This window comes from Pseudomarimonas arenosa (assembly GCF_014841215.1).
Classification (GTDB): domain Bacteria; phylum Pseudomonadota; class Gammaproteobacteria; order Xanthomonadales; family Xanthomonadaceae; genus Pseudomarimonas; species Pseudomarimonas arenosa.
On sequence record NZ_JACYTR010000001.1, the window covers coordinates 11,516 to 35,114 of the forward strand.

At 63.2% G+C, this 23,599-nt stretch carries 23 protein-coding genes and 1 tRNA gene; 4 read left to right on the forward strand and 20 right to left on the reverse strand.

Going from position 1 to position 23,599, the window contains the following annotated elements:
- Positions 1-513: 513 nt before the first annotated feature.
- From IFO71_RS00070 to IFO71_RS00130, 13 genes are all read right to left on the reverse strand, one after another.
- Positions 514-1,656, reverse strand: coding sequence for an ankyrin repeat domain-containing protein (locus tag IFO71_RS00070; RefSeq protein WP_192027478.1), 1,143 nt, complete (start codon positions 1,654-1,656; stop codon positions 514-516).
- Positions 1,657-1,708: 52 nt separating this feature from the next.
- Positions 1,709-2,497 carry an ankyrin repeat domain-containing protein gene (locus IFO71_RS00075; RefSeq protein ID WP_192027479.1) on the reverse strand — a complete coding sequence of 263 codons (789 nt, stop codon included), beginning with the start codon at positions 2,495-2,497 and terminating at the stop codon, positions 1,709-1,711.
- 75 nt (positions 2,498-2,572) lie between these two features.
- On the reverse strand, positions 2,573-3,841 hold the full coding sequence (locus IFO71_RS00080) for an adenine-specific methyltransferase EcoRI family protein (RefSeq protein WP_192027480.1): 1,269 nt from the start codon (positions 3,839-3,841) through the stop codon (positions 2,573-2,575).
- Positions 3,842-4,095: 254 nt separating this feature from the next.
- The gene (locus tag IFO71_RS00085; protein ID WP_192027481.1) at positions 4,096-4,743 is read right to left on the reverse strand and encodes a restriction endonuclease; all 648 of its coding nucleotides are present in this window, start codon (positions 4,741-4,743) and stop codon (positions 4,096-4,098) included.
- Positions 4,740-5,195, reverse strand: coding sequence for an ankyrin repeat domain-containing protein (locus IFO71_RS00090; protein ID WP_192027482.1), 456 nt, complete (start codon positions 5,193-5,195; stop codon positions 4,740-4,742). Before IFO71_RS00090 ends, IFO71_RS00085 begins: the two co-directional genes overlap by 4 nt.
- A gap of 137 nt (positions 5,196-5,332) precedes the next feature.
- On the reverse strand, positions 5,333-5,557 hold the full coding sequence (locus IFO71_RS00095; RefSeq protein WP_192027483.1) for a hypothetical protein: 225 nt from the start codon (positions 5,555-5,557) through the stop codon (positions 5,333-5,335).
- Between the two features lie 328 nt (positions 5,558-5,885).
- Positions 5,886-6,074 carry a hypothetical protein gene (locus tag IFO71_RS00100; RefSeq protein ID WP_192027484.1) on the reverse strand — a complete coding sequence of 63 codons (189 nt, stop codon included), beginning with the start codon at positions 6,072-6,074 and terminating at the stop codon, positions 5,886-5,888.
- Positions 6,075-6,214: 140 nt separating this feature from the next.
- Positions 6,215-6,580, reverse strand: a complete 366-nt coding sequence (locus tag IFO71_RS00105) for a hypothetical protein (RefSeq protein WP_192027485.1) — start codon at positions 6,578-6,580, stop codon at positions 6,215-6,217.
- Positions 6,577-6,921, reverse strand: coding sequence for a hypothetical protein (locus IFO71_RS00110; protein ID WP_192027486.1), 345 nt, complete (start codon positions 6,919-6,921; stop codon positions 6,577-6,579). The genes IFO71_RS00105 and IFO71_RS00110 overlap by 4 nt, the downstream gene beginning before the upstream one ends.
- Positions 6,918-7,235, reverse strand: coding sequence for a hypothetical protein (locus tag IFO71_RS00115; RefSeq protein WP_192027487.1), 318 nt, complete (start codon positions 7,233-7,235; stop codon positions 6,918-6,920). Before IFO71_RS00115 ends, IFO71_RS00110 begins: the two co-directional genes overlap by 4 nt.
- A 254-nt stretch (positions 7,236-7,489) precedes the next feature.
- Positions 7,490-7,975 carry a RadC family protein gene (gene radC / locus IFO71_RS00120; protein ID WP_192027488.1) on the reverse strand — a complete coding sequence of 162 codons (486 nt, stop codon included), beginning with the start codon at positions 7,973-7,975 and terminating at the stop codon, positions 7,490-7,492.
- Between the two features lie 225 nt (positions 7,976-8,200).
- Complete coding sequence (locus tag IFO71_RS00125) at positions 8,201-9,937, reverse strand: DNA primase family protein (protein WP_192027489.1); 1,737 nt, start codon at positions 9,935-9,937, stop codon at positions 8,201-8,203.
- Positions 9,938-10,057: 120 nt separating this feature from the next.
- Positions 10,058-10,249 carry a hypothetical protein gene (locus tag IFO71_RS00130; RefSeq protein WP_192027490.1) on the reverse strand — a complete coding sequence of 64 codons (192 nt, stop codon included), beginning with the start codon at positions 10,247-10,249 and terminating at the stop codon, positions 10,058-10,060.
- A 1,029-nt stretch (positions 10,250-11,278) separates the two neighbouring features.
- Here IFO71_RS00130 and IFO71_RS00135 point away from each other — a divergent pair.
- Positions 11,279-13,900, forward strand: a complete 2,622-nt coding sequence (locus tag IFO71_RS00135; RefSeq protein WP_192027491.1) for a YadA-like family protein — start codon at positions 11,279-11,281, stop codon at positions 13,898-13,900.
- Positions 13,901-13,963: 63 nt separating this feature from the next.
- Here IFO71_RS00135 and IFO71_RS00140 read toward each other — a convergent pair whose 3' ends face one another.
- Together IFO71_RS00140 and IFO71_RS00145 are read right to left on the reverse strand one after the other, a co-directional pair.
- Positions 13,964-14,806: a hypothetical protein gene (locus IFO71_RS00140; RefSeq protein ID WP_192027492.1), complete on the reverse strand. Its 843-nt coding sequence runs from the start codon at positions 14,804-14,806 to the stop codon at positions 13,964-13,966.
- An 87-nt stretch (positions 14,807-14,893) separates the two neighbouring features.
- Positions 14,894-15,394: a hypothetical protein gene (locus IFO71_RS00145; RefSeq protein ID WP_192027493.1), complete on the reverse strand. Its 501-nt coding sequence runs from the start codon at positions 15,392-15,394 to the stop codon at positions 14,894-14,896.
- Positions 15,395-15,751: 357 nt separating this feature from the next.
- On the opposite strand from IFO71_RS00145, the gene IFO71_RS21610 reads away from it, so the two are divergent.
- Entirely contained in the window at positions 15,752-15,904 is a 153-nt protein-coding gene (locus tag IFO71_RS21610; protein WP_225444255.1) for a hypothetical protein, read from the forward strand.
- A 78-nt stretch (positions 15,905-15,982) separates the two neighbouring features.
- Here IFO71_RS21610 and IFO71_RS00155 read toward each other — a convergent pair whose 3' ends face one another.
- Positions 15,983-18,736: a UvrD-helicase domain-containing protein gene (locus tag IFO71_RS00155; protein ID WP_192027495.1), complete on the reverse strand. Its 2,754-nt coding sequence runs from the start codon at positions 18,734-18,736 to the stop codon at positions 15,983-15,985.
- 268 nt (positions 18,737-19,004) lie between these two features.
- Between IFO71_RS00155 and IFO71_RS00160 the strand changes: the two genes are divergently transcribed.
- The gene (locus tag IFO71_RS00160; RefSeq protein ID WP_192027496.1) at positions 19,005-19,715 is read left to right on the forward strand and encodes a hypothetical protein; all 711 of its coding nucleotides are present in this window, start codon (positions 19,005-19,007) and stop codon (positions 19,713-19,715) included.
- Between the two features lie 282 nt (positions 19,716-19,997).
- The gene (locus IFO71_RS00165; RefSeq protein ID WP_192027497.1) at positions 19,998-20,411 is read left to right on the forward strand and encodes a hypothetical protein; all 414 of its coding nucleotides are present in this window, start codon (positions 19,998-20,000) and stop codon (positions 20,409-20,411) included.
- A gap of 4 nt (positions 20,412-20,415) precedes the next feature.
- Here IFO71_RS00165 and IFO71_RS00170 read toward each other — a convergent pair whose 3' ends face one another.
- The 4 genes from IFO71_RS00170 to queE form a co-directional block, all read right to left on the reverse strand.
- Positions 20,416-21,453: a hypothetical protein gene (locus IFO71_RS00170; protein ID WP_192027498.1), complete on the reverse strand. Its 1,038-nt coding sequence runs from the start codon at positions 21,451-21,453 to the stop codon at positions 20,416-20,418.
- 139 nt (positions 21,454-21,592) lie between these two features.
- Positions 21,593-21,668 (reverse strand) — tRNA-Lys (locus IFO71_RS00175).
- A gap of 264 nt (positions 21,669-21,932) precedes the next feature.
- Complete coding sequence (gene queC, locus IFO71_RS00180) at positions 21,933-22,631, reverse strand: 7-cyano-7-deazaguanine synthase QueC (RefSeq protein ID WP_192027499.1); 699 nt, start codon at positions 22,629-22,631, stop codon at positions 21,933-21,935.
- A 181-nt stretch (positions 22,632-22,812) separates the two neighbouring features.
- On the reverse strand, positions 22,813-23,508 hold the full coding sequence (gene queE, locus IFO71_RS00185) for a 7-carboxy-7-deazaguanine synthase QueE (protein WP_192027500.1): 696 nt from the start codon (positions 23,506-23,508) through the stop codon (positions 22,813-22,815).
- Between the last annotated feature and the right edge of the window lie 91 nt (positions 23,509-23,599).

Below are 23,599 nucleotides of genomic sequence, written 5' to 3' on the forward strand. Positions count from 1 at the left end.
GTCAACCGGTGCTGGCTTTGGTGGGCTTTGGGGTGCCTTGGGGTCCGCGATACCTCATCGCGGGCGATGAAGACCCGAAGGGGGCCCGCCGAGCGGCGGCGTCAAGGGGAAGGCCGAAGGCCTAGCCATCGGATTGGTGCGGGCAACACGGTTCCGATGGCGGCGCTTGACGCAAGAAGCCGGTGGGCGATCAGGCCGAACACGCTTTGCCTCGGTGATAGGTTTTCGCGCTTGGATGCGCGATGGTCACCGACACTCGGGCCAGCGTAGGGAACGGTGGACCGCGCTGTTCAGGCTGTCGAAAGGCGGAGCATCAGAAACAACAGGGCCGCCCGTAGGCGGCGCTCTCAAAGGTACGTATTGTGGCTATTACGCGCGAAGCGTCGTGCCTCGCGGCTTCTCGACCTGGCGCGTGAGCGCCCAAACAACAACGGCGCCATCGGCGCCGTGATTGTTCGAAAGCGGGGACCCGGCGCTGTCGCGCTGGTATCAGCGCACCGATCGTCGAAACCGCTACAACCGCATCCGACGAGTCGGCGTCTGGTCTGCGTCCGGCCCCGTCGCGGCAAAGGAGGCCGTTCGCTGCGCCGCTGCCAGCAGGCGCGCTCGCTCACGAACCGCGATGGCTTTGTCGATGACATTCGGTTGAACGATCTTCGATCGCGGGTTCTCCATGGCGGTCGCTTCGATATCTTGAGCTGAATGGTCTCGTGCTGTCTGCCCGCCATGATCACGTGCGTCCAAATCGGCGCCCGAGTCGAGCAACAGATGGACACACTCCTCGTCCTGACGCCACGCGGCTTCCATCAACGGCGTACGCCCGTCGCTATCCGCATGATTGACATTCGCCCCTGCTGCCAGCAACGGACGACAGCAAACGGCGTTGTGCATTGCGGCAAGCACGAGCGCCGACCGCCCATCTCCGCTTTCCGCGTTCACATCCGCCCCACTTTCAATCAATGCTTCGACGATGCCCGGCAAGGTGGACGCTTCGACTTCCTCGCGCCCATACCACCCATTGGCTTCACTGGAACCCAGCGCCAACAACAGAGGGGTCACGTTGTTGCCGCCGCGCGCGTTCATATTGAGGCCCATTCGAGCCATTGCGCGTACGATGCCGGGCACGTCTTTACCGCTGGTCAGCTCAGGATGCACGGCCGAATGCACCACGCTGCGCTCCTTGTGAGTCTTCGACCAGTCCGCCCCGGCGCTGGTCAGCGCTTCAACGAAGTCCGCCCGCGAAATCTTGTGCGTCAGCGATGCCCCGTGCTCGCTCTCGATGGCGTTCACGCAACCGCCCTCGGCAATGAGCGCACGAAAGCGTTCGATGTCGCCGTGTTGCATCGCTGCGTGAAGCGCCTCGCTGTTCATCAGCAAGCGCTTGACTTCCGGCGACCCTGCATAGTCCTTGGCGCTGGAAATGTTGTTCCGTTTGTGGGCTCCCCGAGTCCGATTACGGTTGATCGTCAGCGGCGCCCCATGCTCCAGCAGCAACCTCACCATATCGACGTCTCCCAGTGCCGCCGCCCCGAAAAGAGCCACCTCCCCCGCGCACGTCGCCATCTCCAAATCGGCTCCCGCACCGAGCAGCCGCCGCGCTTTCTCCACATTCCCGCTCTCAATCGCCCGGTCGAGACTCTTATCAAAGTGCTTCATGATGGGTTTCCTTGCTCGTGCTGGTTCATGCACGACAGTACGCGCCCGGTCCTCATAGGCGCATCCGCCGGTCTTGCCGCGGCTCCGGCTCGTGGTGAAGCGAGGTGATGTGCGTGTCGTTGCGCATGCCGGCGTCGATCAGCGCGTCGCGCTGCTTCTGGATGGCCTGGTCGATGACATTAGGCTGAGCAGGCCCACGCGCACGCTCCGCATACTCGCGGGGGGTGTCGTTGTTCCCGTCACGATGATGAATGTTGGCCCCGGCGGCCAGCAGTAGATCGACAACGGGGGCATCTTGTTGATCGGCCGCCAACATCAACGCCGTCCGCCCAACCACGTCCTGCGCGTTCACATCAGCGCCTCCCTCTAACAGCGCCGCGACGACCTCGGCCTCCCCCTCGTACGCTGCATTCATCAACGCCGTCCAGCAATGCTCATCCCGAGCCTCCACGTCCGCGCCTCCCTCCAACAGCGCCTTGACGTTTTCGCCAATCCCCGTGTGCGCCGCCAACATCAACGCCGTCTTTTCGTCGTCATTCCGCACCTCCGTCGCCGCCCCTGCGTTGAGTAGTTCCTTGACGACCTCAACCATCCCCGTCTGCGCCGCCAACATTAGCGCGGTACTGCCCCCCCATTTCCATTTGCTCGCATTGATATCAGCACCACCCTCCAGCAGCGCCTTGACGATCTCGACATTCCCGTTCTGCGCCGCCAGAAACAACGCCGTCCCGCCAGAGTCTGTCCGAGATTCCACATCCGCCCCTTGGGCGATGAGCGCTTTCACGCGTTCGAGGTCGCGTTGTTCTACGGCCTGGATGAGGTTCTGGTTGTTGTCGGTCATGCTCGTTCCTTTCTTGGGGTAGTGGTTAGGTTTTGTGCTTTTGCCAGACTAGGGGAGACCGCCCATCGCGCAAGGTCAGGCGGCCAGCGCCAGGCCGGGCATCGTCGTGACCTTCGACCGGCGCACGCCCTTGGCTTTCTGCAACCGGCGTTCGGCGGCACGTTGGCGTGAGGTCATGGGCAGCGCCGCGCGACCTTGGTTCAAGTGGACGCCCCCGTACGCCTCTTGAAGCGCGTCCACGATCGCTTGCGGCACCGGTCCTTTCGCTTTGAACGACTCGTAAGCGTTGCGCAGGAATCCGATGGCGTTCGCGCGCTGGTACTTGTTGCCGTTCTGCGCGCGGGCCACGGCGCGGGTCACGATCGGCGGAAGGTCGGGCGTCGGGGTGGCGCTGGCCGGCCGGCGCTTGATGAGCAAGCGCGAATAGACTTGCGTGACGCCGCCCGCACCATCCGCGATCTTCGGTTGAATATGACCCAGCACTTCAAACTGGGCAGGGCAGTGCTTTTCCAAAAAACTGATGGGCACGCCCATGACGCCGGCCCAATCGCGTGGGATATCCACCACCCAATCGACGTTGATCGCGGTCGGGTGATTCAGCATGCGCGGGTAGCGCGCGGGATCGGCTCCGTACGTTTCGGTCAGCACCAACGGCGCGCGGGGGTTGTGACGCAGGTTCGTGTACCACACAACGTGCACGTCACACTTATTGCCCTTGGGATCGTGGAAGGTCTTGGTGTGGGTGACGCCCAGACGAATCTCGTCACGGACAAACAGCGGCATGATGCCCACCGCTTTCACCTGCTGGCCCGGCCCCATCACCAAGAAATCTTTCTTGTTCGCCGTCATCAGAGCGATGAACTCGCGGAACAGCGAGAAAGGCGGATTGGTCACCACAATATCCGCTTGATTGAGAAGGGCGCGGCATTCCGCGCTGCGAAAATCGCCGTCGCCCTTCAACGCCCGTTTCGTGCGGAACAGCCGGCCGTTTTTGTCGCGGCGCAGGACGTGGCAGAACGCACGCGCACCGGATTGGTATTGCCCGTTGCCGATGTAGTACGTGGCGATCAGGCATTTGAGGCCCAGGGTTTCAAAGTTGCGGGCGAAGTATTTATAGACATTCGACCACGACGGGTCATCGCAGTTGAGGTACACCGTCTTGCCCTGGAACTGAGCCGTGTAGTGCGCCACTTCTTTCTGCACATCGGAATAGCGAGTGTAAAACTCATCATTCTTTGCTTGTTTGGCGGCCAGGAGTTTGCGATTCGATAGGCCGCGGTGCAGCGCCAGCGGGGCCTTGTTGGCGGTCGGGGTGCTTGGGGTACATGGGGTGGCGGTGCGCATGGGGGTGTCCTCGTCCGGTGGATGAGGTCTCACCGTCGCCAGGGCCCGGCCGTGTCCCTGGCCGCCTTTTGTCCTTGTTGTGCTATATGGTGGTGCGTGGGGCTTGCTGGACGCACTCGCCCCGACAAGGCCCTGCCCGGCCCCGCTTCCGGCGCGAAGCGGCTTCACCCCTGCGGCGACAGCCGCCCCAAAACAAAGCGGCGCCCGATGGGGCGCCGTGCCTTACGAAATGGAGAACCCCCTCGCTGTCGCGCCTACGCGGCGCGCCGGTCTTCCTGTTCAGTCTTCTCCCCGGCCGCCCCGGCCCGGCCGAGCAAGCCCAACAAGCGCTTGCCGTCGATCAGGTCAATCTGCTTGCCCTGGACGAAATGCCAGCACTCGCTCGTGAAGCCACCGGTCGCCACCAGCAATCCCCGCTCGGCGTGGTGATGCTGGATGAGGCCGACCATCTCGCGCACGGGCTTGATACCAACCCGACCCCTCCAGTGCTTGCATTGAACAAGGCGTTTCCGCGGTCCTCGGCGCAACTCGATATCCACGCCGCCATCCGCCCCACCGCCCCCCACGACGTCCGCGGTCCAGCCTTGCTTGCGAAAGGCCACGGCCACCAGTTCTTCGAAGGCTTTCCAGTCCAGCGCGCGAAGACTTTCCAGGGTTTGCTGGCGCTTCATCCAAAGCGCGGCCCGGCGGGCGTGGGCGTTTCGGCGTCGGACCCACACCACCGCGCAGACAAGCCCAAGCGCGCCCACCGCGAGGGCGACAAACCAAAGAGCGCCATCAGGAAGACTGGCGCGCTTGATCCAGACGACCGCCAGGGGCAGCGCCAGCGTCATCGCGAGCGCGACCGGCACGCCACTACGGCGCGCCGAGGCGCCGCGCCGGGGTTTCCAGCGACGGGTCATGCGGCCAACTCGGAACCAGGCCACGGCACCGGCTGACCGGTGGCGCGCATCTGCGCGCATTCGATCAGCAAGCGTACGTCCTCGCCGCGCGCGACCTCGGCCGGCGTGCGGCCTCCGCTGTCCCGCGCCCCGGGGTTGGCCCCGAGCGTCAACAGCATATCCACGCAGCCAAAGTCCTCGTTCAGCGCGGCCTGGTGCAGCGCCGTGGAACCGCAACCGTGGGCCGCCGCGCTCAGGTCGGCGTGGTTGGCGGCGAGCAAGCGGATGGTGTCGAGGAAGCCACGTTTGGCGGCAATCCAGACCAGCGGTCGGCCATACGATCGGGCATCGACCGACAACCCCTCACGCAACGCCCGGCGCAGGGCGCTGTTGCGCAGATCGGGATCGCGCTGGTCAAGGGCTTCCAGCGCACGCGCGAGCAACACATCGGAATAAGGGGGCAGCGTCAACATGAGGAACCTCGGGATGGAGGGAAGGATGCTTACCCCAGTCAACCCGAAATCCCCGGGCGCGCAAGCCCCAGGCACCACGCGCGCCCAGAGCACACCGAAGCCGCCCCAAAGGGCGGCCGGTGGGCCGTGAGGCGGGATCAACCCGCCTCGTTCTCCTCGACCTCGCGCAGGACCACCACGCCGTCGGTCGGGATGGCCGAGAGGACGATGCGGAAGCCTTTTCCGTCGGCATGGGAGAAACCCGACCCGATCCGCATCCAATCGCTTCGGCTTTCTCCGCCGATCTTGTATTCGCGGGTCACGTAGGCGTGGTAACGAGGGCCCTTGGTCGGGGTGCTGCTGGTCTTGGTGGACTTGCTCATGGGGTGTTTCCTTTCGATATGTCTGAACGCCGAAGGTGGCGTGGAACCCGGTCAGACCGACCAAAAAGGGGCAGTGCACCAAAAGCGATGAGCGCCAGTCGAAGAGCGGGGGCGGAACGATGAGTGAAGCAGCCGCCAGGCTTGCACCGGACCGGGGCGGTCCAGTGTTTCCAAGAGCCATCAAGGCGAGTTCAGACGCCCAATCGAAGGGACCGATACGTCATCAGTCCCACCGACAGCAGCAGTCCCGGCGGATTTCCGAAAAGCAGCAACGCGAGACCCGCCAAAACGGCGCATCCGGCGCGCAGCGGAGCAGCAGCCGGGTGCATCAGCGACCGCCCACGCCGACCGTGGCGTGCGCCGTCGCCGTCAACGCATCCGCGACCGCGGACAGCGCCCAGGGGCCCAGCGCGACGGCGAGGACTAGGGCGATCAGGGCGATGTGGTTCCGCACCAGATCGGCCGAGGCGGACGAAAACGAAAACGCGTGCGTCGAAGAAGAGAGCGAGCGGTTCATGGGGGCGGTCCTCGTGGGGTGTTGTATCATGGGGTGGTGCGGGGGGGTTGTGTCCCGCACCTTCATCATCCCAAAACAATCGAACCCCGCAACCCCCCTTCCGCCCTCATCGGTGCTCGTGCGGTCCGCCGCGCTCGCCGTTACTCGCGGGGCGCGAGCGTGGAAAAAACCAGCCGCTCGCGCTCGATATCGAGATCAAATCCGAAATCGCGCGAAACCATCCTTGCCTCCCGCTCGGCCATGAGGCGCGCGGCGATCCGGGTATCGCCGCGGGCGAACGCCCGGCCGGCGGCTTGGGCCAGGTTCTCGAACAGCGAATCATCGAAGAGCCAGGGTGCGAGCCGCTTGTCGTCGACGTACTCGACCGTGGCAGGCCACGTTTGATGATACTTGCGCCCCACGGAGCGCACGGACAACGAAGCGAAACGCAGGGCACGGCCTTGCCCGTGTTCGGCCAGCCCGAGCGCCATTCGAGGCGTGTGGTTGGGTTCGGTGATGACGGTCATGCGGCCTCCTGATCGTGTTGCAAGAGTTGTTCGACTATGTTTTGTTGGCGCCACCGGCCATTGCCGGTCAGGGGAAACACGGTCACCACCTTTTGAACGGTCGGATAAGCGATCACCACTAACACGACTTTCGATGGTCCGACCAAGACCTTGCCCGAGTAGCCCCCCGGCTCGCACTCGGAAAAACTCTTCAACTGCGCGCGCAGTTTGCGCCGCTGCCCTTTAGATGCGCGCCGCGCGTTTGCCCATTCATCCGCAAGGTTCAGGTCGGCGCAGCGCTCGCGCCACCGATTGCTGGCATGTCGGGTCATCTTCATGGGTAAGCGTGCGTCCGCCATCATGCGGCCTCCCGCTCGTCGGGCTGCGCCGCGACCATCGGCGCTCGCGCGGCGTCGCGCAATGCCTGCTCGGGCGAGATATCGTTCCAACTGCGCTGGATGTAACGCGCCAGGGCTTCGGGGTTGAACAGCCGAAGCGCGGTGTGCGCCGTACTTGGACTGTCAAAGGTCGCATCCACCAGCGCGGACAAAATATGGCGGGCATGAACAAGCGAACGCTCATTGGCGGGCGGTTTGCGGTGGGCGTCCAGACAACCACTGGCGTGGATGGCGTCAAGGGCGGCGTGATACAGCGGGGAAGGATGAGCAAGCGGCATGCGGGTCTCCGATGGTGATGGATGGGCTTGCGTTGTGCGTGGCCCTTGAATCCAGGCTAGATCGGAAACCATGACGCGCAAGACCACTCACACCGCGCTGCGCGCGAAGAGCCAAAGCGGTATTAGGCGGCTGTCGCCGCAGAGGTGAAAAGCGCGCTTCGCGCTGGAAACCATGCGCGAGTTTTCCGCGCGTAGCGGCCCGAACCGAAGGTTCCAAACCGCTGTCGCTTTCGCTCTGGCTTGTGCGGTTGGGATTAAAGCCAACCGCGTTCCGCCATGCTCACGACGGTCGAACCGACCACCAGGTGATCCAGCAGGCGGATATCGAGAAGAGCCATCGAGTCTTTGATGCGGTCGGTGAGAACCCGATCCGCGCGCGAGGGCTCAGGCTCGCCGCTCGGATGATTGTGCGCCACGATCAGCGCCGCGGCGTTGAGTTCCAACGAGCGTTTCGCGATCACCCGGCAGTGGACTTCTGCGCCGTCGATGGTGCCGTGAAAGAGATCTTCCACCGCGATGATGCGGTGCCGCGTATCCAGAAAGATGACGCAGAAGACCTCGTGGACCTTGGCCCCGAGCCGCGCTTTCAAGAGATCTGCGGCGTCACTCGGGCGCGTGATGCCGGTGCCTTGCCGCTGCAATCGCTGGTGAAGGATGTCCTCGGCGGCTTTGAGGATATCCGCATCGGTGGTTTCTCCCGTGATGCGGTAGTTGCCGAGCATATCTCTGACCAGTGCCATTGTGCTTTTCTCCCGACCGCCGGATTGCGGTGCGGGGACAGATCCGTGAAGGGTTCAAGCAACACGGCACCCAAGAGCGATGAGCGTCAGTCGAAACGCGTGGGGCGGAACGATGAGTGAAGCAGCCGTAGGCTTGCCGTGGACGCGGCCCGAGCACCCTGCCCCGCCCTCAACCGCTTATCCGAGTCGCGGTCGGGACAGAGCAAGGCGCGTGGGGCGTGCGGGTCATGCGCTGCTTTGGGCGATACCGTCGAGCAAGGCATTCACGTTGGCGCTCATGGATTCATCGTCGGACAACAGCGCGTTGTCGAAGTGCGCGGGGGCATCGTCGAACTCACCGGGCGCTCCGATGGTCAATCGGGTCCATGTGTGCGGAGGGAAGAACGGCGATTCGCTGCGCAGCCAATCGGCGCTCGTGCGCACCGCCACGGCATCGGCGCGCTTCATCTGGCGCCCTTGGCCGAATCGCACGCGCTTTTCCATGATGGGCTGGCCGCCCGCAAAGCGCACCTGCACGTCCGCGAGCCAACGTCCTTTGGCGAGCACCTTCATGCCCGATTGCTGACAGTGGTGGACGTAGTGGTTATACAGCGCTTGCTTTTCGACCCAATAACTCGGGCCACCTTGGAACGTCAGATCGATGCTGTCGATCCACTGCCCCACGGCGTCGTTGGCCTTGGCGTGCGCTTGGATGATGCCGGTGCACGCCGCGGGCAACTCGGCGTCCGAACGGAAGTCGCCCTTGGCGACCAGGCGCCGCACGCCTTCCAACGCCCAGTCCAGAAAGTAGCCGAGTTCGCGCGGGTCGTTCAGCAGTCGGTCCTTCAGGGTGCTGTCGCGTTGACCCGGCCCAAAGGTCTGGGTCCACGGGATCAACACGATTCGGCGCGCCAAGCCAAACGTGTGATCCGACTGGATCGGCATTTCGTTCATCGCGATGAACACGCGCGCGCGTGGGGCGCAGGTGATGGGGGTCTTGTGCATCATGCGCACCGAAATCGGGTCGCCCGACACAATGCTCTTGATGAGTTCGGTGGGCCATTTTTGTTTGTCGGATTCGGCCGCGACGATGCACCGCGCGCGGATCAGCGGCTCCAGCGCGAACTTGTCTTCCGCGAGTTGAGCCAAGTTGAGCGCGGCAAAGCCGTTGCCATGCAGGGCCTGAAGTAATCCTACATAAATCGATTTGCCGTTGCCGCCGCGGCCCCACAGATAGAACATGCGCTCGTGCCGTGCGTTCACCATCAGACTGCTCGCGGTCGCCTCGCGCAGCACCTCGCGCACCTCGGGGTCCGGCATGGCGCCCCAAAGGTACTGCTTGAAGGCGCTGCTCTCCGGGATGTCGTCGTCGGAACGCGGTGTGTAGGTGCCGTCGCGGCCGATGCGATCGGGATCGATGGCGGCGCTCAATCGTTGAATCACCCCGAGATCCCGAGCCGGTGGTTGAATCCGAAATCCTTGGCCGTGTTCGTCCACCGTCAGATAGCCTTGGTCGAGCGCGATGATGGTTTGCCCGCTCGGCGCCGTCGGCAACAGACGGCCCTCGCTTTGCAGGGCCAGCACGCCGAACTTGGCGCATTGTTCGGCGTTTGCCGCCGTGGCCTTGGCCGGGTTTGTCGCCCGCAACCATCCGGCCGCTTGCACCGTCAGTTGGTCGCGCGGTCGGTAGCACCAAATGCCGGCGCGTTCGTTCCACTGGTAGAGCACCGGTTCGCCCGATTGCGGGCTGACGGACTCCCCGGTTTGCGGATCGACCGACGGCGCTTCGACCACCAGCGCTTGCTTGCTGTCGTTGAGCAGCCATTGGGCGAAGATTTCTTGGACGTGGGGTTCGTTCTTGGTCTTGCCCTCGCCTTTCTTGGGTGTCTTCGCGGGCTTCTGCAGGGCCGCGGTCACCGCTTGCGCCACGGTGTCGGCAAGGCTCGTGGGGGCGCTGGCGCCCGGTCGTTCGTCGTCGCTCAAGCGCGGCGGACGGGCAGCGACCAAGACGGGACGGAAGCCGCGACGGGCGGCAGAAGACGATGCATTCATGTGGGGTCCTCGAACGATAGAGCGGGGGAAGAAAAGGGGTAAGACGGGGTGTTAGGCGGTCGCGGCCCACCAGTTGACAGTGGCTTGCTCCACCAGGCCGCTGACCACTTCGCCCACCGGCACGTTGTTCGCTTTCGCACGCGCTTCGAGTTTGCGAAGAGTGCACAAGGGGATCTCGCTGACGACTTTCGCCGTCGGCGGCTTCCGGGTGGAGCGGATGGGAACGACGTTGGACTTGCGCATGCGGGGGTCTCCACGTTTCGACACTCCACCGATACCAAAATCCAGGGAATGCGCAATACCCATGCACCACCCGACCTCATCGAAATGCGACGGCATTCGCAGTTTTCGGGGGGTTTGGACGCAATCCGGCCAGTTGCGTCCAGGCCACGTCCACCACGTCCATCGATAACGCGCTGATTTACCGATGTTTTTCTGCCCGTGGACGCATGGACGCGGTGGACGCGGTTTTTTTCTTTTCTATATGGCGATCCGTTTTTCATTTCTTTCTCTCACACGTAAAGAAGTAAAAAGTTGCGTCCATTACGTCCAACCACCCGGAAAGCCTTATGAGTATTGGGCTTGAGCATGGACGTGGAATCTGGACGTGGTGGACGTAAAACCCAAATCTGCGTCCACAAGGGCCGGTCGTGCCTGGGTTTTGCGCGGGCCGGCGGTCCTTTGGACCGCAAAAGCCGAAGTCGGAGGCTTCTCCTCGCTGCGATCCGCCCGCCCGCTGTCGCGCCGGAAACCCGGACCGATTTCCCGCGCGGTAGCGACCGAGCCGAAGGCTCCTACCCCCGCTTTTGCCATTGCTTTTGCCATTGCTTTTGCTCTTGCTCTTGCTCTTGCTTTGGCTCTTTGCCCCTTCAGCCTGCTTCGCGCCTCCTCCGTCTTCTTTCGCAGACCCCACGCACCACACCGTGTCCACTTGACAGTTCTCGAAATCGATCCATAGTGAAACCGTCGGCGGATTCCTCGCCGCCGGCAAGGGCGGTGGCGGGCAGCGGCTTACGGGGGTAGGCCGCTGCCCTTCTTGTGGCGCTCGCGTTGACCGCCCGCTTCCCCGCTCGCCCTCGTCGTCCTCCGACTCGCCCATCCCCGCCATCCTTCTTGCTTTCGTCGTCATCGACAGGGACAGCGTGCGCCGAGTCCTCATGCTGGGTTGGCCGCCTTTTGTCCTGTTTTGGTTACGGTGTGGTGCCTGGGGCTTGCGCGTTCGCGCTATTCCGCTTCACTGGTGAGGACACTCACTCATCCAGGATTCTTGCCATGCGCCCCACGCCCGCCTCCCTCCCCCGGTCCTTCTCGGCCCTCGCTCGTCGCACCCTGACCGTGGCCATCGTGGCCGCCTTCTCCCCCACCGCCTTCGCCCAAGTCGCCATCGGCACGAACGCGAACGCCACCTGCACGGGGGGCAACTGCACGGCCATCGGCGACGACTCTCGCGCCACTGGCGCGAACAGCACGGCCACCGGCGACCTGTCGCAGGCAACAGGCGCTTCGTCCACCGCCACCGGTCAGGATGCCCAAGCCACGCAACTCGGCGCCACGGCGACCGGTCAGGGCACGCGGGCGACCGGCACGCAATCCACCGCCAGCGGCTGGTCGGCCGACGCGACGGGCACCAACAGCACCGCGAACGGCTTTGATGCCCAAGCCCGTTCGTCGAACTCGTCGTCGTTCGGTGCGCAGGCCAACGTCAACGCGGCCGCCACCAACGGCACCGCGCTCGGCGCCAACAGCAACGTCCAATCCTCCGCCACCAACGCGGTGGCGCTGGGGCAAGGGTCGATCGCGAATGAAGCGAACACGGTCTCGGTCGGCACCAGCACCACCACCCGTCGCATCACGAATCTTTCCGCGGGCGTGAACGCCAACGACGCGGTGACCGTGCAGCAGTTGAGCCAGGCGATTGCTGGGGTGTCGGGCGGTGGTGGCGGCGTCGATCAGGCCGCGGTGGATACCGCGCGGGATCAAGCGGTCGCCACAGCACAAAGTTACACCGACAGCGCGGTGAGCGCGGCCACGTCCGCGGCCAGCAACGCGCAATCGGTGGCGGTGGATGCGGCGAACACGGCCAACGCCGCCAACACGGCGGCCAATATCGCCAGCACCGTCGCCAACAACGCCAGCAGCAACGCAACCAATGCCCTGAACGCGGCCAACGCCGCGCTGTCGGTCGCCACGACCGCCGAAACCAACGCGGTGACCGCGGCGCAGAGTTACACCGACGGGGCAATCGCCTCCGTCAACACGACGGCGCAAAACGCGGACGCCGCGGCGCAGGCCGCGGGACAGCAGGCCAACGCGGCGTTGAGTGCGGCCAGTCAAGCGGAAGCCACCGCGAACGCGGCCTTGAATGCGGCCACGACCGCCGAAACCAACGCGGTGACCGCGGCGCAGAGTTACACCGACGGGGCAATCGCCTCCGTCAACACGACGGCGCAAAACGCGGATGCCGCGGCGCAGGCCGCGGGCCAGCAAGCCAACGCGGCGTTAAGTGCGGCCAGTCAAGCGGAAGCCACCGCGAACGCGGCCTTGAATGCAGCCACTACGGCCGAAGTCAACGCGGTGACCGCGGCGCAGAGTTACACCGACGGGGCAATCGCGTCCGTCAACACGGCGGCGCAAAACGCCGAAATCGCGGCGCAGGCCGCGGGCCAGCAAGCCAACGCGGCATTGAGTGCCGCGAACCAAGCGGAAGCCACGGCGCAGGCCGCGCTGACCGCGGCCAACCAGGCCGAGACCAACGCCATCGCCGCGGCGCAAAGTTACACCGACGGTGCCGTGGCGGCGGTGACGGCCACGGCGCAGGAAGCGCTCGCGGTCGCTCAAAGCGCCGAAGCCAACGCCGCCGCGTACACCGACACCCGCGTGAGCGCGGTGCAGGCCGAGGTGGACACGGTGCGCCAGGCCGCGGTGGCGGCCCAAGCCGACGCCTCCCAGGCGTTGTCGGTGGCGCAACGGACCGAAGCGGGTCTGGCCTCGGTCATCATCGGTCAAGAACAGCAGGAGATCCGGATCGCGCAGCTGGAATCCACGGCCACGAATCATCAACGCCGGCTCGACGGTCATGACCAACGTTTGACCACGCTCACGCACGAAGTGGCCGCGGTGGAACACCGAGCGGTGACGCGCGCCAACGCTTATACCGACCAGGCGGTTCAGGCCGGGGTGCAGCAGGCGGTGAGCCAGGCGAACGCCTACACCGACCAGGCGGTGCAACAAGGGGTTCAGCAAGCGGTGTCGGAAGCGAACGCGCACACCGACCGCACCGCCGCGCAACTGCGGTCCGAGATGGAAGCCGGCGACGCCGCGACTCTGGCCGCGGCCAACACGCACACCGACCAACAGGTGAACCAGGTCCGGCAAGAGATGGCCGATGGTGATGCGGCGACCTTGGCTGCCGCCAATGAACATGCCAACCAGGCCGCCGCCGAGGCCGAAGAGCGCGCGATGGACTACACCGATGAATCGGTGCAGCAGAGCGAGCGCCGGACCTTGACCACTATCGAGCGCCGGTCGGCCGAAGCCGAAGCGCGGGCGATGGACTACGCCGACGCGGTGCGCTCGGCCTCGTTCGATTACACCGACCAACTGCGCGCCGATATGAATGCGCAGTTCGAGCGGATTGACCGCTCATTTGCGGATCTGAATACCCGGCTCGACCGCCAGGGCGCCATGGCCGCCGCCAGCGCGCAGATGGCGGCCACCATGGCTTCCTCGGGCAAAGACAACCGTTGGGGGCTCGGCGTCGGCAATCAGAACGGCAAGATGGCGTTCGCGCTCGGGATTCAGAAAAAAGTCGGCGACAACACGACGGTGACCTTCGGCGTCAGCAAGTCGGGCAAAGACACCCAAGTCGGCGTCGGCCTGGGCGGGGGGTGGTGAGAGCGAGGATGTGGGCTTCGACGCCGACCCCTCGCGTGTCGGCGGACTCGGCTCAAGGGTGTTCTATCCGCAGCACCGACGCCGAATCTCGTTGGCCATCTGCAACGCACGCGCACGTTGCTCAGGGGTCAACTGGGCCTCCAGACCGTCAACGTGATTGTGGAAGGTGGCGCCAACCAATCCGGATTGCTGTGCGGCCCACGCATAGGCGTACGCATAAACCGGATCGCGCCCAACGAGAACGCCGCCGTCGTACTGATTGGACAGTGACACCATCGCGTCCACGCTGCCGCGCATCGCAGCGCGGTTGAGGAAACCGATGGCGTCGTCGCGGTAGCGTTGGAACTCCGGGATGTGACTTGCCAGGTATTGGGCGTCCTCAAAGGGCACGCTCGCCACAGGAAGGAAGTCGATCTGGGCCTCAATCACTCCACCATGGGCGGCCAGGCGCAGCAGTTCCACAATCCCCTCGAACTCCGCGTCTCCGAGACCATCGCATTCAAGCCCTGGATGGGGTTCGATGTAAGCGCGTTCTTCGGTGGCCGGGAACTGCGTACGCGTCCGGCATGCACTCAACACTCGGGTCAATTCGTATGCCGCCGCGGCGTCGCCGGCTTTGGCGTTGCCAATCAAGTCGTCGTAGATCTTCCGCGCATTTCCCGAAAGTTGTGGTTCCGGATTGCGCCGGAACGCGAATGACTTTGTGCGGGGCTCATGCTGCTCGTCTGCAACCTCTTCGTTGTTTCGACCCTCTGTTGTGCCCGTCGACACTTCCTCGACCGCCGTTTCACCGAGGCCGGACTGTGCGGCGCCGCGCTCCGGGGACGGTTTCGACTCCACAAGCATGACGGCAACCGCGCCGCCAATGGCGACCAAAAGCAAACCAAGAGTGATAGATTTTCTCACGGATGAACTCATCGTCGATTTTGTGCGTTATGTGGTTTGGGTGCCTAAACACCCAAACCCTTACTTACGCTGATTTCCGAAGAGGAATCAGCATACCTGAGTGGAGCCTGTGCCACCTCCGGCAACGTACTGAGGCCTGAAGCCGGTAAGAATGACCTCGTAGTACGGTACGCCCGCACTGACGATTCTCCAAGTTTCAAAGACAGGGACATTGATGATTCCGCCACCGGCGTGGCCACCACCGCAACTTCCTCCCATCGCCACGAAGTTGCTTTGCGTGTTGAGGTAGTCCCTTCCGCTGTCAGGGAACTCCGGCCCTCGAATCGCCCACGAAAGCAACCCCAACCTATACTCGCGGCAAACTGAGCCGTTACAAACGACAACGGTGTACCCAACCGGAATGTTTTGAATAAACTGCGGCACCACCGATCGCAGAAACGTGTTTGTCTCTGGGTCGGGTTCGCCGCCGTCATTTCCGGACAGCAGGCAATCGCCGCAGAAGAAGCGATTCCAGTTTTGCGATTGGGAGAACGCAGAACTCGAACCAGCCAGCAACCCCAAGAGTATTAGCGCTTGCAATAGACGCATGAAAGTCGATCCTCAATGTTGTGGTCAGTGAGCGAAACGCAGAGCAGTTTGACGTTTTCGCGGCGACAGATTGAGGGAATCGAAAGTTCCCTGTCAATGAAATGTGATGCTTCTGCGGCGAACCGTTGTGTTCAGCGCCAATCTCGGTCAAACGCCATGTTGAGACGGGCCATTTGAACGCATTTTGAGTCAAACAAGTGCGAGGCAAAGCGACCTGTCATTGCGCCGCGCATGAGACGTGTCGAGCGCTGCTCGCTCAACGGTGATCCGCGGTTCAAACGGATGGGCGTCCGGGCGCCACGACACCGTGCAGGTCATGCGTACGCGCGGGATGCGCTGTCACGCTATGCTGCGCGCATGGCCCGCCCGACCGACGCCCACCTGCTGGATCTGCTTCGGCAACTGCAAGCCGCGGCGCGCGGCGGCGACCGAAAAGCGGCGGGCTTCCTGGCCCGGTTTTACCTGCCGCACCTGGTTGAAACGCTGACCGGTCGGAAGGCGCCGCATTGAGCGGCCGAAACTCCGGTGCCCGGCCCAGCGGGCGATACCGCCCAACCCCGAACTGGCGCGCCTTGCGGTGGCATCTCGTCAATGCTGGCGTTCGGCATTGCGCCGGATCTGCTTTTTATGCGTGCATCGCGGATAGTTGGAACACCCCCAAAACGGACCATAACGCCCTCGGCGCAACACCATGGTTCCGTTGCAGCCTGATTGGCCACATGGGTCGGCCTGAGCCGCCGGTTCTCCGTCGAGTCCGACCAGCACAAGACCGTCCTTTTTCTGCATCTCAACGATGAAAGGCGAAACCTTGTGCTGCTCCGTGATGAGAAACACCGACCGTCGTGCCCGGGTGAGCGCGACGTAGAACAACCGTCGTTCTTCGGCATGTTCGAAGTCGTCGCCGGCCGGTCGCACCAAGGACAGCACGGGGTCGTCTTCGATGGTCGAGGGGAAGGCGTAATACCCATTCACCATACGCGGTAACAAGACGTAGTCGGCTTCGAGCCCCTTGGAGCCGTGCACGGTCATGACCCGAACCCGCAGCCGGCCCCACGACCGAAGGTCATCCGGAAAGTAGGCGTTATCGCGCTTGTATCGTCCGAGCAGCAGCACCTCCACCTGCCCCGACGTGCCAGCGGGGATGGCACCAGTGCCGACGCTCTCGTTCAAAGCATCGAGTTTGGCGCGGATCGCCGATCGGATCCGGTCTTCATGCGGCACCACGACCGCCTCAAGCACCGGGCCGACCGCGGGCGTATCCGACTTCACGTGCTTGCGAAGTTGTTCGGGATTGCGTTGCACGAATCCACCGGATAAGTCGCAGAGCGCCTGCGGGCAGCGAAACGTGCGCTCCAGCCGCAGTGTCTCGGCCTTGCCAAACCAATGCTCAAATCGGGTCATCACCGACAGGTCGGCACCGGCAAACCGATTGATGCTTTGCCAGTCGTCGCCGACCGCGAACAAATGCGTGTCCGGGTGGGAGGCCAAGGCCTTGGACAAGCGCGCCCGAGCCTGCGAGGCATCTTGGAACTCGTCCACCATCACGAGACGAAACGGCGATGTCCAGTGCCCTTGCTCAATGTGGTCGGCGGCGAGACCCAGCATGTCTTCGAAGTCAATGACGTCCTCTTCTCGAAGCCGCCGCTCCCATTCCGCGCGAATCGCCGAGAACAGCGTCAGAAAGGCAAGGTGACGGTACCGAAAGCGGTCGTGCGGCTCGTTCTGCAGCCGGACGTGCAGGTCGGCGTCCGACAGTCGATTGCTTTTCGCGTGAACGAGGAACGTGCGAAACGTACGGGCCATTTCTTCGTTCTGAATCACTTTTCGACCGGGAACCGGACGATCCGGATTCGGGTCCAACACCAAGCCGCGCTGCGTCAACTCGCGCGTTAAGTGGACAAACGCTTGTCCCGACCAAAGCATGGCCATGGTCGTTTCAATGAGTGTTGTCCCCTTCTCGGAATGCAGCTGCTTTTTCCAGCGCATATCCTCTGCGTACCCGTAGAACTTGGGCGGTGCTTTCCCTTGGCTGTCGAGCGCCCAATGCTCTAGATACGTATCGATGTCGCGCAGATAAAAGTCCGGTTTGTACTGCCGATGGGCAGCATCGGCGGTGGCGTATTTGTAGTCGGGCTCGTACTCGTAGGACACACCGTTGTAGAACAGCCAGTCGGCGATCAAACGCTCGCCTTGACTCCTAACCACGTCGCCACCTAGCGTCCGAAACCCTGTCTTGCCATTGTCCCAATCCTCCGGTGCCTCCTCTTCTTCGCCGAATGACGGCAGGTCTCGTCCAAGCACCACGCGAAAAAGGTCCCACTGCGAGCGGAACGTGGGATCGCGATCTTTGAGGTCGTCCACGATTTCCAGCAAGCGGCACGTGTCCCCGCCGTGGTCGAGCCACGGCGCCAGCGAGGGCTTGCGGCCGGTCGCCTCTCCGATGACCGAGAGACCGAACGCATGAAACGTGCGGGCCTCGACGCGGTGCGCAGGGAGGCCCAACGGCTCCAGCCGTTGACGAATGCGCTGCCCCAGTTCTTTTGCGGCGTCCTTGTTGAAGGCGAGCACCAGAATGCATTCCGGCGCCACGAGGCCACGGTGCACGGCGTAGCCGGCTTTCGCCACCATCGTTGAGGTCTTGCCCGACCCCGCCGCGGCCACCACCAGCACCCGATCGTCGAAGCACACCACGGCACGCGCCTGCTCATCCGTGAGCGGCGATTTTTCGACGCGCTGGAAAAAGTCGGCGCATTGAGTCAACTCCGACGCCATCAGCCGCTCGTTGGCCTCGGCCACCACACGGGTCAAGTCGCATCGCCACCAGTCCGCCGCCTGCTGCGCCTCGGCGCCCAGCGAGGCCAAGTAATCCTGCACGAGAGGAAACCCGAGCATCAGCGGTTCGTCGGGACGCTCCGACAGCCAGCGCGTCAAACAGCCATGCGTAAGCCAACGGGATGCGCCAAGGCGACGCCGCATCTCACCATGGGTGCGCCGGAACCAGTCCAGCACGCGCGGGAACCGTTCCGCGAAGGCCGCCAGGGCCCGGCTGGACTCTTCCCGTTCTGCGTGGACGCGCTCGACGGCGCGCCCCCAGGCGCGTTCGAGGGCCGCGGCCTGCCGATTGGGAATCCCGTCAACCTCAATCGTGGTCCCGTTGTGGGTGATGCGCACCCGAGCCCACAAAACACCCAGCTCCACCTCCAGGCGCTCGCCGGTCGCCAGTTTGATGGCGGACGGCCATGCATCCACGACCATCGAACCGGAATCGATGGTGATGCGCCGCCGCGGGCTGCCGGTGAAGATTCGGCCCCAGAATGTGGGCTCCCATACAAGTGCGCTCATCTAACTGGCGACTTCCCTTTCGTCCATGGCGCCATCAGAGTGCTCCGACTTCGAGATCCAGTCCATCGCTCGCAGAACCCACCGACAACCCGCCCCCTTTGAAGTCAAGCGCTCGTTGCGCGTCCGAGAAACTTGTCCGCGGAACAGCCCGCCTAGCGATGTTGGCGATGCGCCGTCGCAGGACCTGAGACGGAATCAGGCTAACGTTCGGTTCCACCCCCTTTTGCCGAAGGCCCGCATGCCCCGTCATCCCACGCATCCCACGTCCATGCCTTGGCTCGACCGCTCAAAAGGCAAACTGGATTACCTGCTCGCCTCGGCGCCGCTCGCTTCGCTGATCTTTGTGGTTGTCGCCTACTTCCACACGGTGCACCCGCATTTCACGAAGCAAGAAGAACTGTCCCGCGCCCAAGAACGGATTGCCAGCCTGGAACGCACCGTTGCGGAGCGTGAGCAGGCCGTGGCCTCGCTGACGCGCGATGTGTCGGAGGCGACCGCGCGCCTGACCTCTGCCCAACTCCAATCGCACTATCTTGCCGAGCGACTGCGGGATGCTCTCCCCGATGGCACGCTGGACGAAATCCAGCGCGCCGCGATGGGTCGCTTCTACTCCGCGGACGCCGCGGTGGCCGCTTACGTGGAACTCGAAATCCAACCCGCGTTAGAAGATGTGGAAGGGTTCGACGACGCTTCGGTCCAACGCCAGGTGATTGAGTCAAAGGGCGCCTCGCATCGACGATACCTGTACCTCACGCACCTACTCTTCTGCGGAAGCGGAGGATGCACGGGGCCGCTGTTTGAAGAAGAGTTCGGATCTTATTGTTTTGTGGCGTGGGCTCATTCCCGAACATTGGAAGCCCTGGTCGAACACGCGGACCTGCCCTGTTCCGACCTTTCCGACGGCCGCTGGCTGGACGACATGGCGGAGTCGGACGCACGAGGAACCCGCGCCGCAGTTGAACAAGCGATAAGCGAGTGAACTATTTACCTCGTGTAGGACTTTTCCTACACGAAATGCCGCATTTCTCCGATGGTGCGCCCGCTTTGGCGTGGGCATGCTTGGTCGGTGTTGAGTGGCCCTGGGACTGGTTCGCGCCGCGAGCCTGCTGATCATGAACGCGCTGTGAAATCCGCAACGCAACACCTTGTGAAGATTTTATCAAGAGCAGAGACTACGGCCATTTCAACGAGGAACGCGAACAGGACCAAGAATCGGGCTGGCGGCCCTAACTGATCAACCTTCACATGCGGAAGCAAAGATATGAGACTTCTTGGATTTGCAGCGCTATGCGTATCGCTGGTGGTGCCGGCGCTTTCGCACGGCGCGTCGGATGACGGAGAGCAACACTTCGCAGAAATGCTTTCCCTGACGAAAGCCCCAAAAACCGCGGGATCAATGGAACCCAAATACGGTGACTGTGAGAACCATGACGAAGACAAACTACTGGAGCACGTCGAAGGAACGGTAAGCCAGTACATCTACAACGACTTCTACGAGTGGGCGTTTATTGAAGTTGATGGTCAGGTTTGTGTGCTGATGATCGAGCCGATTACTCGACTTCTCGACGCAAACGAGGTCAGGCTTCTCGGCGCCGCCTCGAAACAAGAGTTTCCGATTCCAAAGAGTTATCAGCAACCGGTGATTCTTGAACGTCCGCCCCCCGACGAAGTCTAGGGATTCACGCCGCGACACCCAACAACACCCCCGATCCATACTGCTGTATTTGCGCCTTGTACGCGCTGTAGGGGTCTTTGGGGATGTGGGAAGGCCACAAGGTCCCCATCGCTCTTGCGCTCGCTCTCCATTCCTTCATGGTGCGGAACCCCTGCTTCTGCGCCCACTTTCCGGCCTCCTCAAACGATACAAAACCATTGGCGATCAAAGCAGGATCGGACACCACCGTCTCCGCATTCACCTCATGAAAATCGTGGAAGGCAAAGCAAGCCCGGACATGCTCAATCACCCGCTGCACCCGCTCGGCCTCGCTCGCGTTAGGGTCAACGCAGAGGTCCAAGCCTTCTCGCAGTGGGGTTAACGGCGCCTCACGCATCCGCATGACAATCCACCCGGCATCCCAAAGGTCCTGGGTCTTGCGGATGTCGAGCGCTCTCTGCTTGCTCGGCTTGTGCCACCGAGCGCCATCGTATTCAAGGATGATTTCGAGACCCCATACCTGGATGATTCCGTCCACGCGCCATTCTTTGCCGCTGGCGCCGGTCACCACCCGCTGGTTGTGGTCCAGCGCTTTGCTCCCGAACGCCGCCACCACCGCGTTGCGCACACACGCCTCAATCCGGGATTGGCGCGCATCGCCCTTCGCTTGCCCTCGCAGGAAGCGCGCCCATCCACCGTTCTTGAACTCGTTGGCGTAGATGAAGTCCGGGCTGCGCGGGATGTCGTCCGGCCACGGGCGTAAGGTTCTGACTTTCTTCTTCCACGCGCCCCGCGTGTGAATCTTGTGTTCCTGCGCCCACCGCGACGCCTCCAGGTAAGTGGCGTGGGTGCGGCCACGGGTCCATGTGAACCCGGTTCCCAACAGGTGGCCCCACCCTCCCCGTTCGAGGAAATCGGGATAGACCTGCTCCGGGTGCCGCGGGATATGGGGTGGCCAGGCGTCTCGGACTGCCTGCAAGGGTCGATGCCAAGCCTTTGCGTTGGGGAACCCCATGGTCCGCGCCCACGCAGTCGTTTCGTCGAGAGAGGCCCATTGCGTCATGCGTCATTCCTTGATGGATTCCATAACCTGGATCTACCAAAGAACCGCCTTCTCGCAAGGTTTCGCGTGTCCGCAGCGTGTCCGCAAAAGCAAACGGCCCCGTCGGGGCCGCTGAAAACCGCATAAAACTGGGGAAAAATGGTGGGCCGTGAAGGATTCGAACCTTCGACCAACGGATTAAAAGTCCGCTGCTCTACCGGCTGAGCTAACGACCCACGGTGCTCTGAAGAGTGACTTCAGAGTTCTGACGCGTCATCGCAACGCGATGAGGGGCGCGAATTTTACCATTGATGGCTGCTGATGCAAGTCGAAATTCTTGGCCCGGATATTTCATGAGGGCGCGGATGATCACCGAGGACTTTGCGCCGAGTGCAAGGCCAACTTGGACGAGATCGGGACGCAGTCCCGCGTAGCTGCGCAGCCGACCGACTGGCTCAGCCCGCGTTGGCTTTGCGCGAAGGAACGGTCTGTGGCGTCGATCAATTCCGGCCTTGATATCGGGTGGGATCGGCCAATCCGGCCTGCCGGAAGCCTTCTGCACGCAGTCTGCAAGCGTCACAGCGGCCGCAGGCGCGGCCCTGGTCGTCGGCCTGGTAGCAAGACACGGTGTCGGCAAAGTCGATGCCGAGGCGGGCGCCTTCGCGTGCGATGTCGGCCTTGCTCATGGCGATCAGCGGGGCGTGGACTCGGATACCGGCGCCTTCGACGCCGGCCTTGGTGGCGAGGTTGGCGAGTTGCTCAAAGGCCTGGATAAAGGCGGGGCGGCAGTCGGGGTAGCCCGAATAGTCGACTGCATTGACGCCACAGAACAGATCCTTGGCACCCAGCACCTCCGCCCAGCCGAGGGCAATCGACAGCATGATGGTGTTGCGGGCCGGCACATAGGTGACCGGAATGCCGCTGCTGGCCTGCTCGGGCACGTCGATATCGTCGGTTAAGGCGGAGCCGCCAATCGCGCGCAGGTCGATCGTCACTTGCTTGAAGGCGGCAACGCCCAGCGATTCGGCCACTCGTTTCGCTGCCGCAAGCTCGGCGGTATGGCGCTGGCCGTAGGCCACGCTGAGGGCGTAGGGCTGGAAGCCTTGTTCGCGTGCGATGGCCAGGGTGACGGCAGAATCCATGCCACCGGAGACCAGTACAACGGCAGGCGTGAGTTGTGTTCGTGTGGTGTGGCTCATGCGTCTCTCTCAGTTCGCGCGCGAGGGGTAGCGTGCTTGCTTGCGGTGGAACGTGGCGCGGAGGGGCGGTTCAACCCTTCCCGACCCGGCTCCTCGCCAGCGGAGTGCGGGCGACGCCCTGAGCGTTGGTGCGTCCAAGACGCACCCTATGCCCGTCTGGAACTCCGGGATGCAGCATGGTTCAGCGCCCCTTTGCCTCGCCCCATAGAATCTTGTGCAGCTGCAATTGCAAACGCGCGTCGAGACGATCCTCCAGCATCCACTCAGCCAATTGTTCCGGCGGCTGTACGCCAAAGCTGGGCGAGATCAGCACTTCGCAGCGCGCGGGCAGGTTGTGCTGGCGAATCACCTCGCGAGACCACTCGTAGTCCTCGCGCCCGCCGATCACAAACTTGACCTGGTCATCCGCCTTGAGGTGCTCAATATTGCTCCACAGATTGCGCGCCAGCTCGCCGGAACTCGGCGTCTTGAGATCGACCACCCGCACCACCCGCGGATCGACCGGCGCTATATCCAGCGCACCGGACGTCTCCAACGACACATCCAGGCCCAGATCGCAGAGCTTGCTCAGCAACAGCAGACAACGCTTCTGCGACAAGGGCTCGCCGCCCGTCACGCAGACATGCCGCGCAGCGTAACTCTGCACCTCGGCGACGATATCGTCGATCTCCCGCCACTCGCCGCCGTAGAACGAATAGGTGGTGTCGCAATAGGTGCAACGCAGTGGGCAACCGGTCAGCCGCACGAATACCGTTGGCCAACCCACCGAACGCGACTCGCCCTGCAGCGAATGGAAGATTTCGGTGATTTTTAGGCGCTGCGTTGCAGCGCCGGGATTCGTGATTCGTGGTTCGTGATTCGTTTCAAGCGTCGACATCGCGGCGACTCCATAACTCGCGCCTGGTCGACGCCGAGTCGGGATGAGATTCAAGAGTCCTTCGCGCTGGCCTCGGTCCGCTTCAGCGAAT

Coding starts and splice junctions, on each gene's coding strand:
- radC (WP_192027488.1), bottom strand. CDS start 7,975: ATGGCACTGGTCAGAGATATGCTCGGCAACTACCGCATCACGGGAGAA.
- IFO71_RS00105 (WP_192027485.1), bottom strand. CDS start 6,580: ATGACCGTCATCACCGAACCCAACCACACGCCTCGAATGGCGCTCGGG.
- IFO71_RS00085 (WP_192027481.1), bottom strand. CDS start 4,743: ATGACCCGTCGCTGGAAACCCCGGCGCGGCGCCTCGGCGCGCCGTAGT.
- IFO71_RS00135 (WP_192027491.1), top strand. CDS start 11,279: ATGCGCCCCACGCCCGCCTCCCTCCCCCGGTCCTTCTCGGCCCTCGCT.
- IFO71_RS00110 (WP_192027486.1), bottom strand. CDS start 6,921: ATGATGGCGGACGCACGCTTACCCATGAAGATGACCCGACATGCCAGC.
- IFO71_RS00070 (WP_192027478.1), bottom strand. CDS start 1,656: ATGAAGCACTTTGATAAGAGTCTCGACCGGGCGATTGAGAGCGGGAAT.
- queE (WP_192027500.1), bottom strand. CDS start 23,508: ATGTCGACGCTTGAAACGAATCACGAACCACGAATCACGAATCCCGGC.
- IFO71_RS00075 (WP_192027479.1), bottom strand. CDS start 2,497: ATGACCGACAACAACCAGAACCTCATCCAGGCCGTAGAACAACGCGAC.
- IFO71_RS00095 (WP_192027483.1), bottom strand. CDS start 5,557: ATGAGCAAGTCCACCAAGACCAGCAGCACCCCGACCAAGGGCCCTCGT.
- IFO71_RS00155 (WP_192027495.1), bottom strand. CDS start 18,736: ATGAGCGCACTTGTATGGGAGCCCACATTCTGGGGCCGAATCTTCACC.
- IFO71_RS00080 (WP_192027480.1), bottom strand. CDS start 3,841: ATGCGCACCGCCACCCCATGTACCCCAAGCACCCCGACCGCCAACAAG.
- IFO71_RS00090 (WP_192027482.1), bottom strand. CDS start 5,195: ATGTTGACGCTGCCCCCTTATTCCGATGTGTTGCTCGCGCGTGCGCTG.
- IFO71_RS00145 (WP_192027493.1), bottom strand. CDS start 15,394: ATGCGTCTATTGCAAGCGCTAATACTCTTGGGGTTGCTGGCTGGTTCG.
- IFO71_RS00165 (WP_192027497.1), top strand. CDS start 19,998: ATGAGACTTCTTGGATTTGCAGCGCTATGCGTATCGCTGGTGGTGCCG.
- IFO71_RS00115 (WP_192027487.1), bottom strand. CDS start 7,235: ATGCCGCTTGCTCATCCTTCCCCGCTGTATCACGCCGCCCTTGACGCC.
- IFO71_RS00170 (WP_192027498.1), bottom strand. CDS start 21,453: ATGACGCAATGGGCCTCTCTCGACGAAACGACTGCGTGGGCGCGGACC.
- IFO71_RS00160 (WP_192027496.1), top strand. CDS start 19,005: ATGCCTTGGCTCGACCGCTCAAAAGGCAAACTGGATTACCTGCTCGCC.
- IFO71_RS00130 (WP_192027490.1), bottom strand. CDS start 10,249: ATGCGCAAGTCCAACGTCGTTCCCATCCGCTCCACCCGGAAGCCGCCG.
- IFO71_RS21610 (WP_225444255.1), top strand. CDS start 15,752: ATGGCCCGCCCGACCGACGCCCACCTGCTGGATCTGCTTCGGCAACTG.
- queC (WP_192027499.1), bottom strand. CDS start 22,631: ATGAGCCACACCACACGAACACAACTCACGCCTGCCGTTGTACTGGTC.
- IFO71_RS00100 (WP_192027484.1), bottom strand. CDS start 6,074: ATGAACCGCTCGCTCTCTTCTTCGACGCACGCGTTTTCGTTTTCGTCC.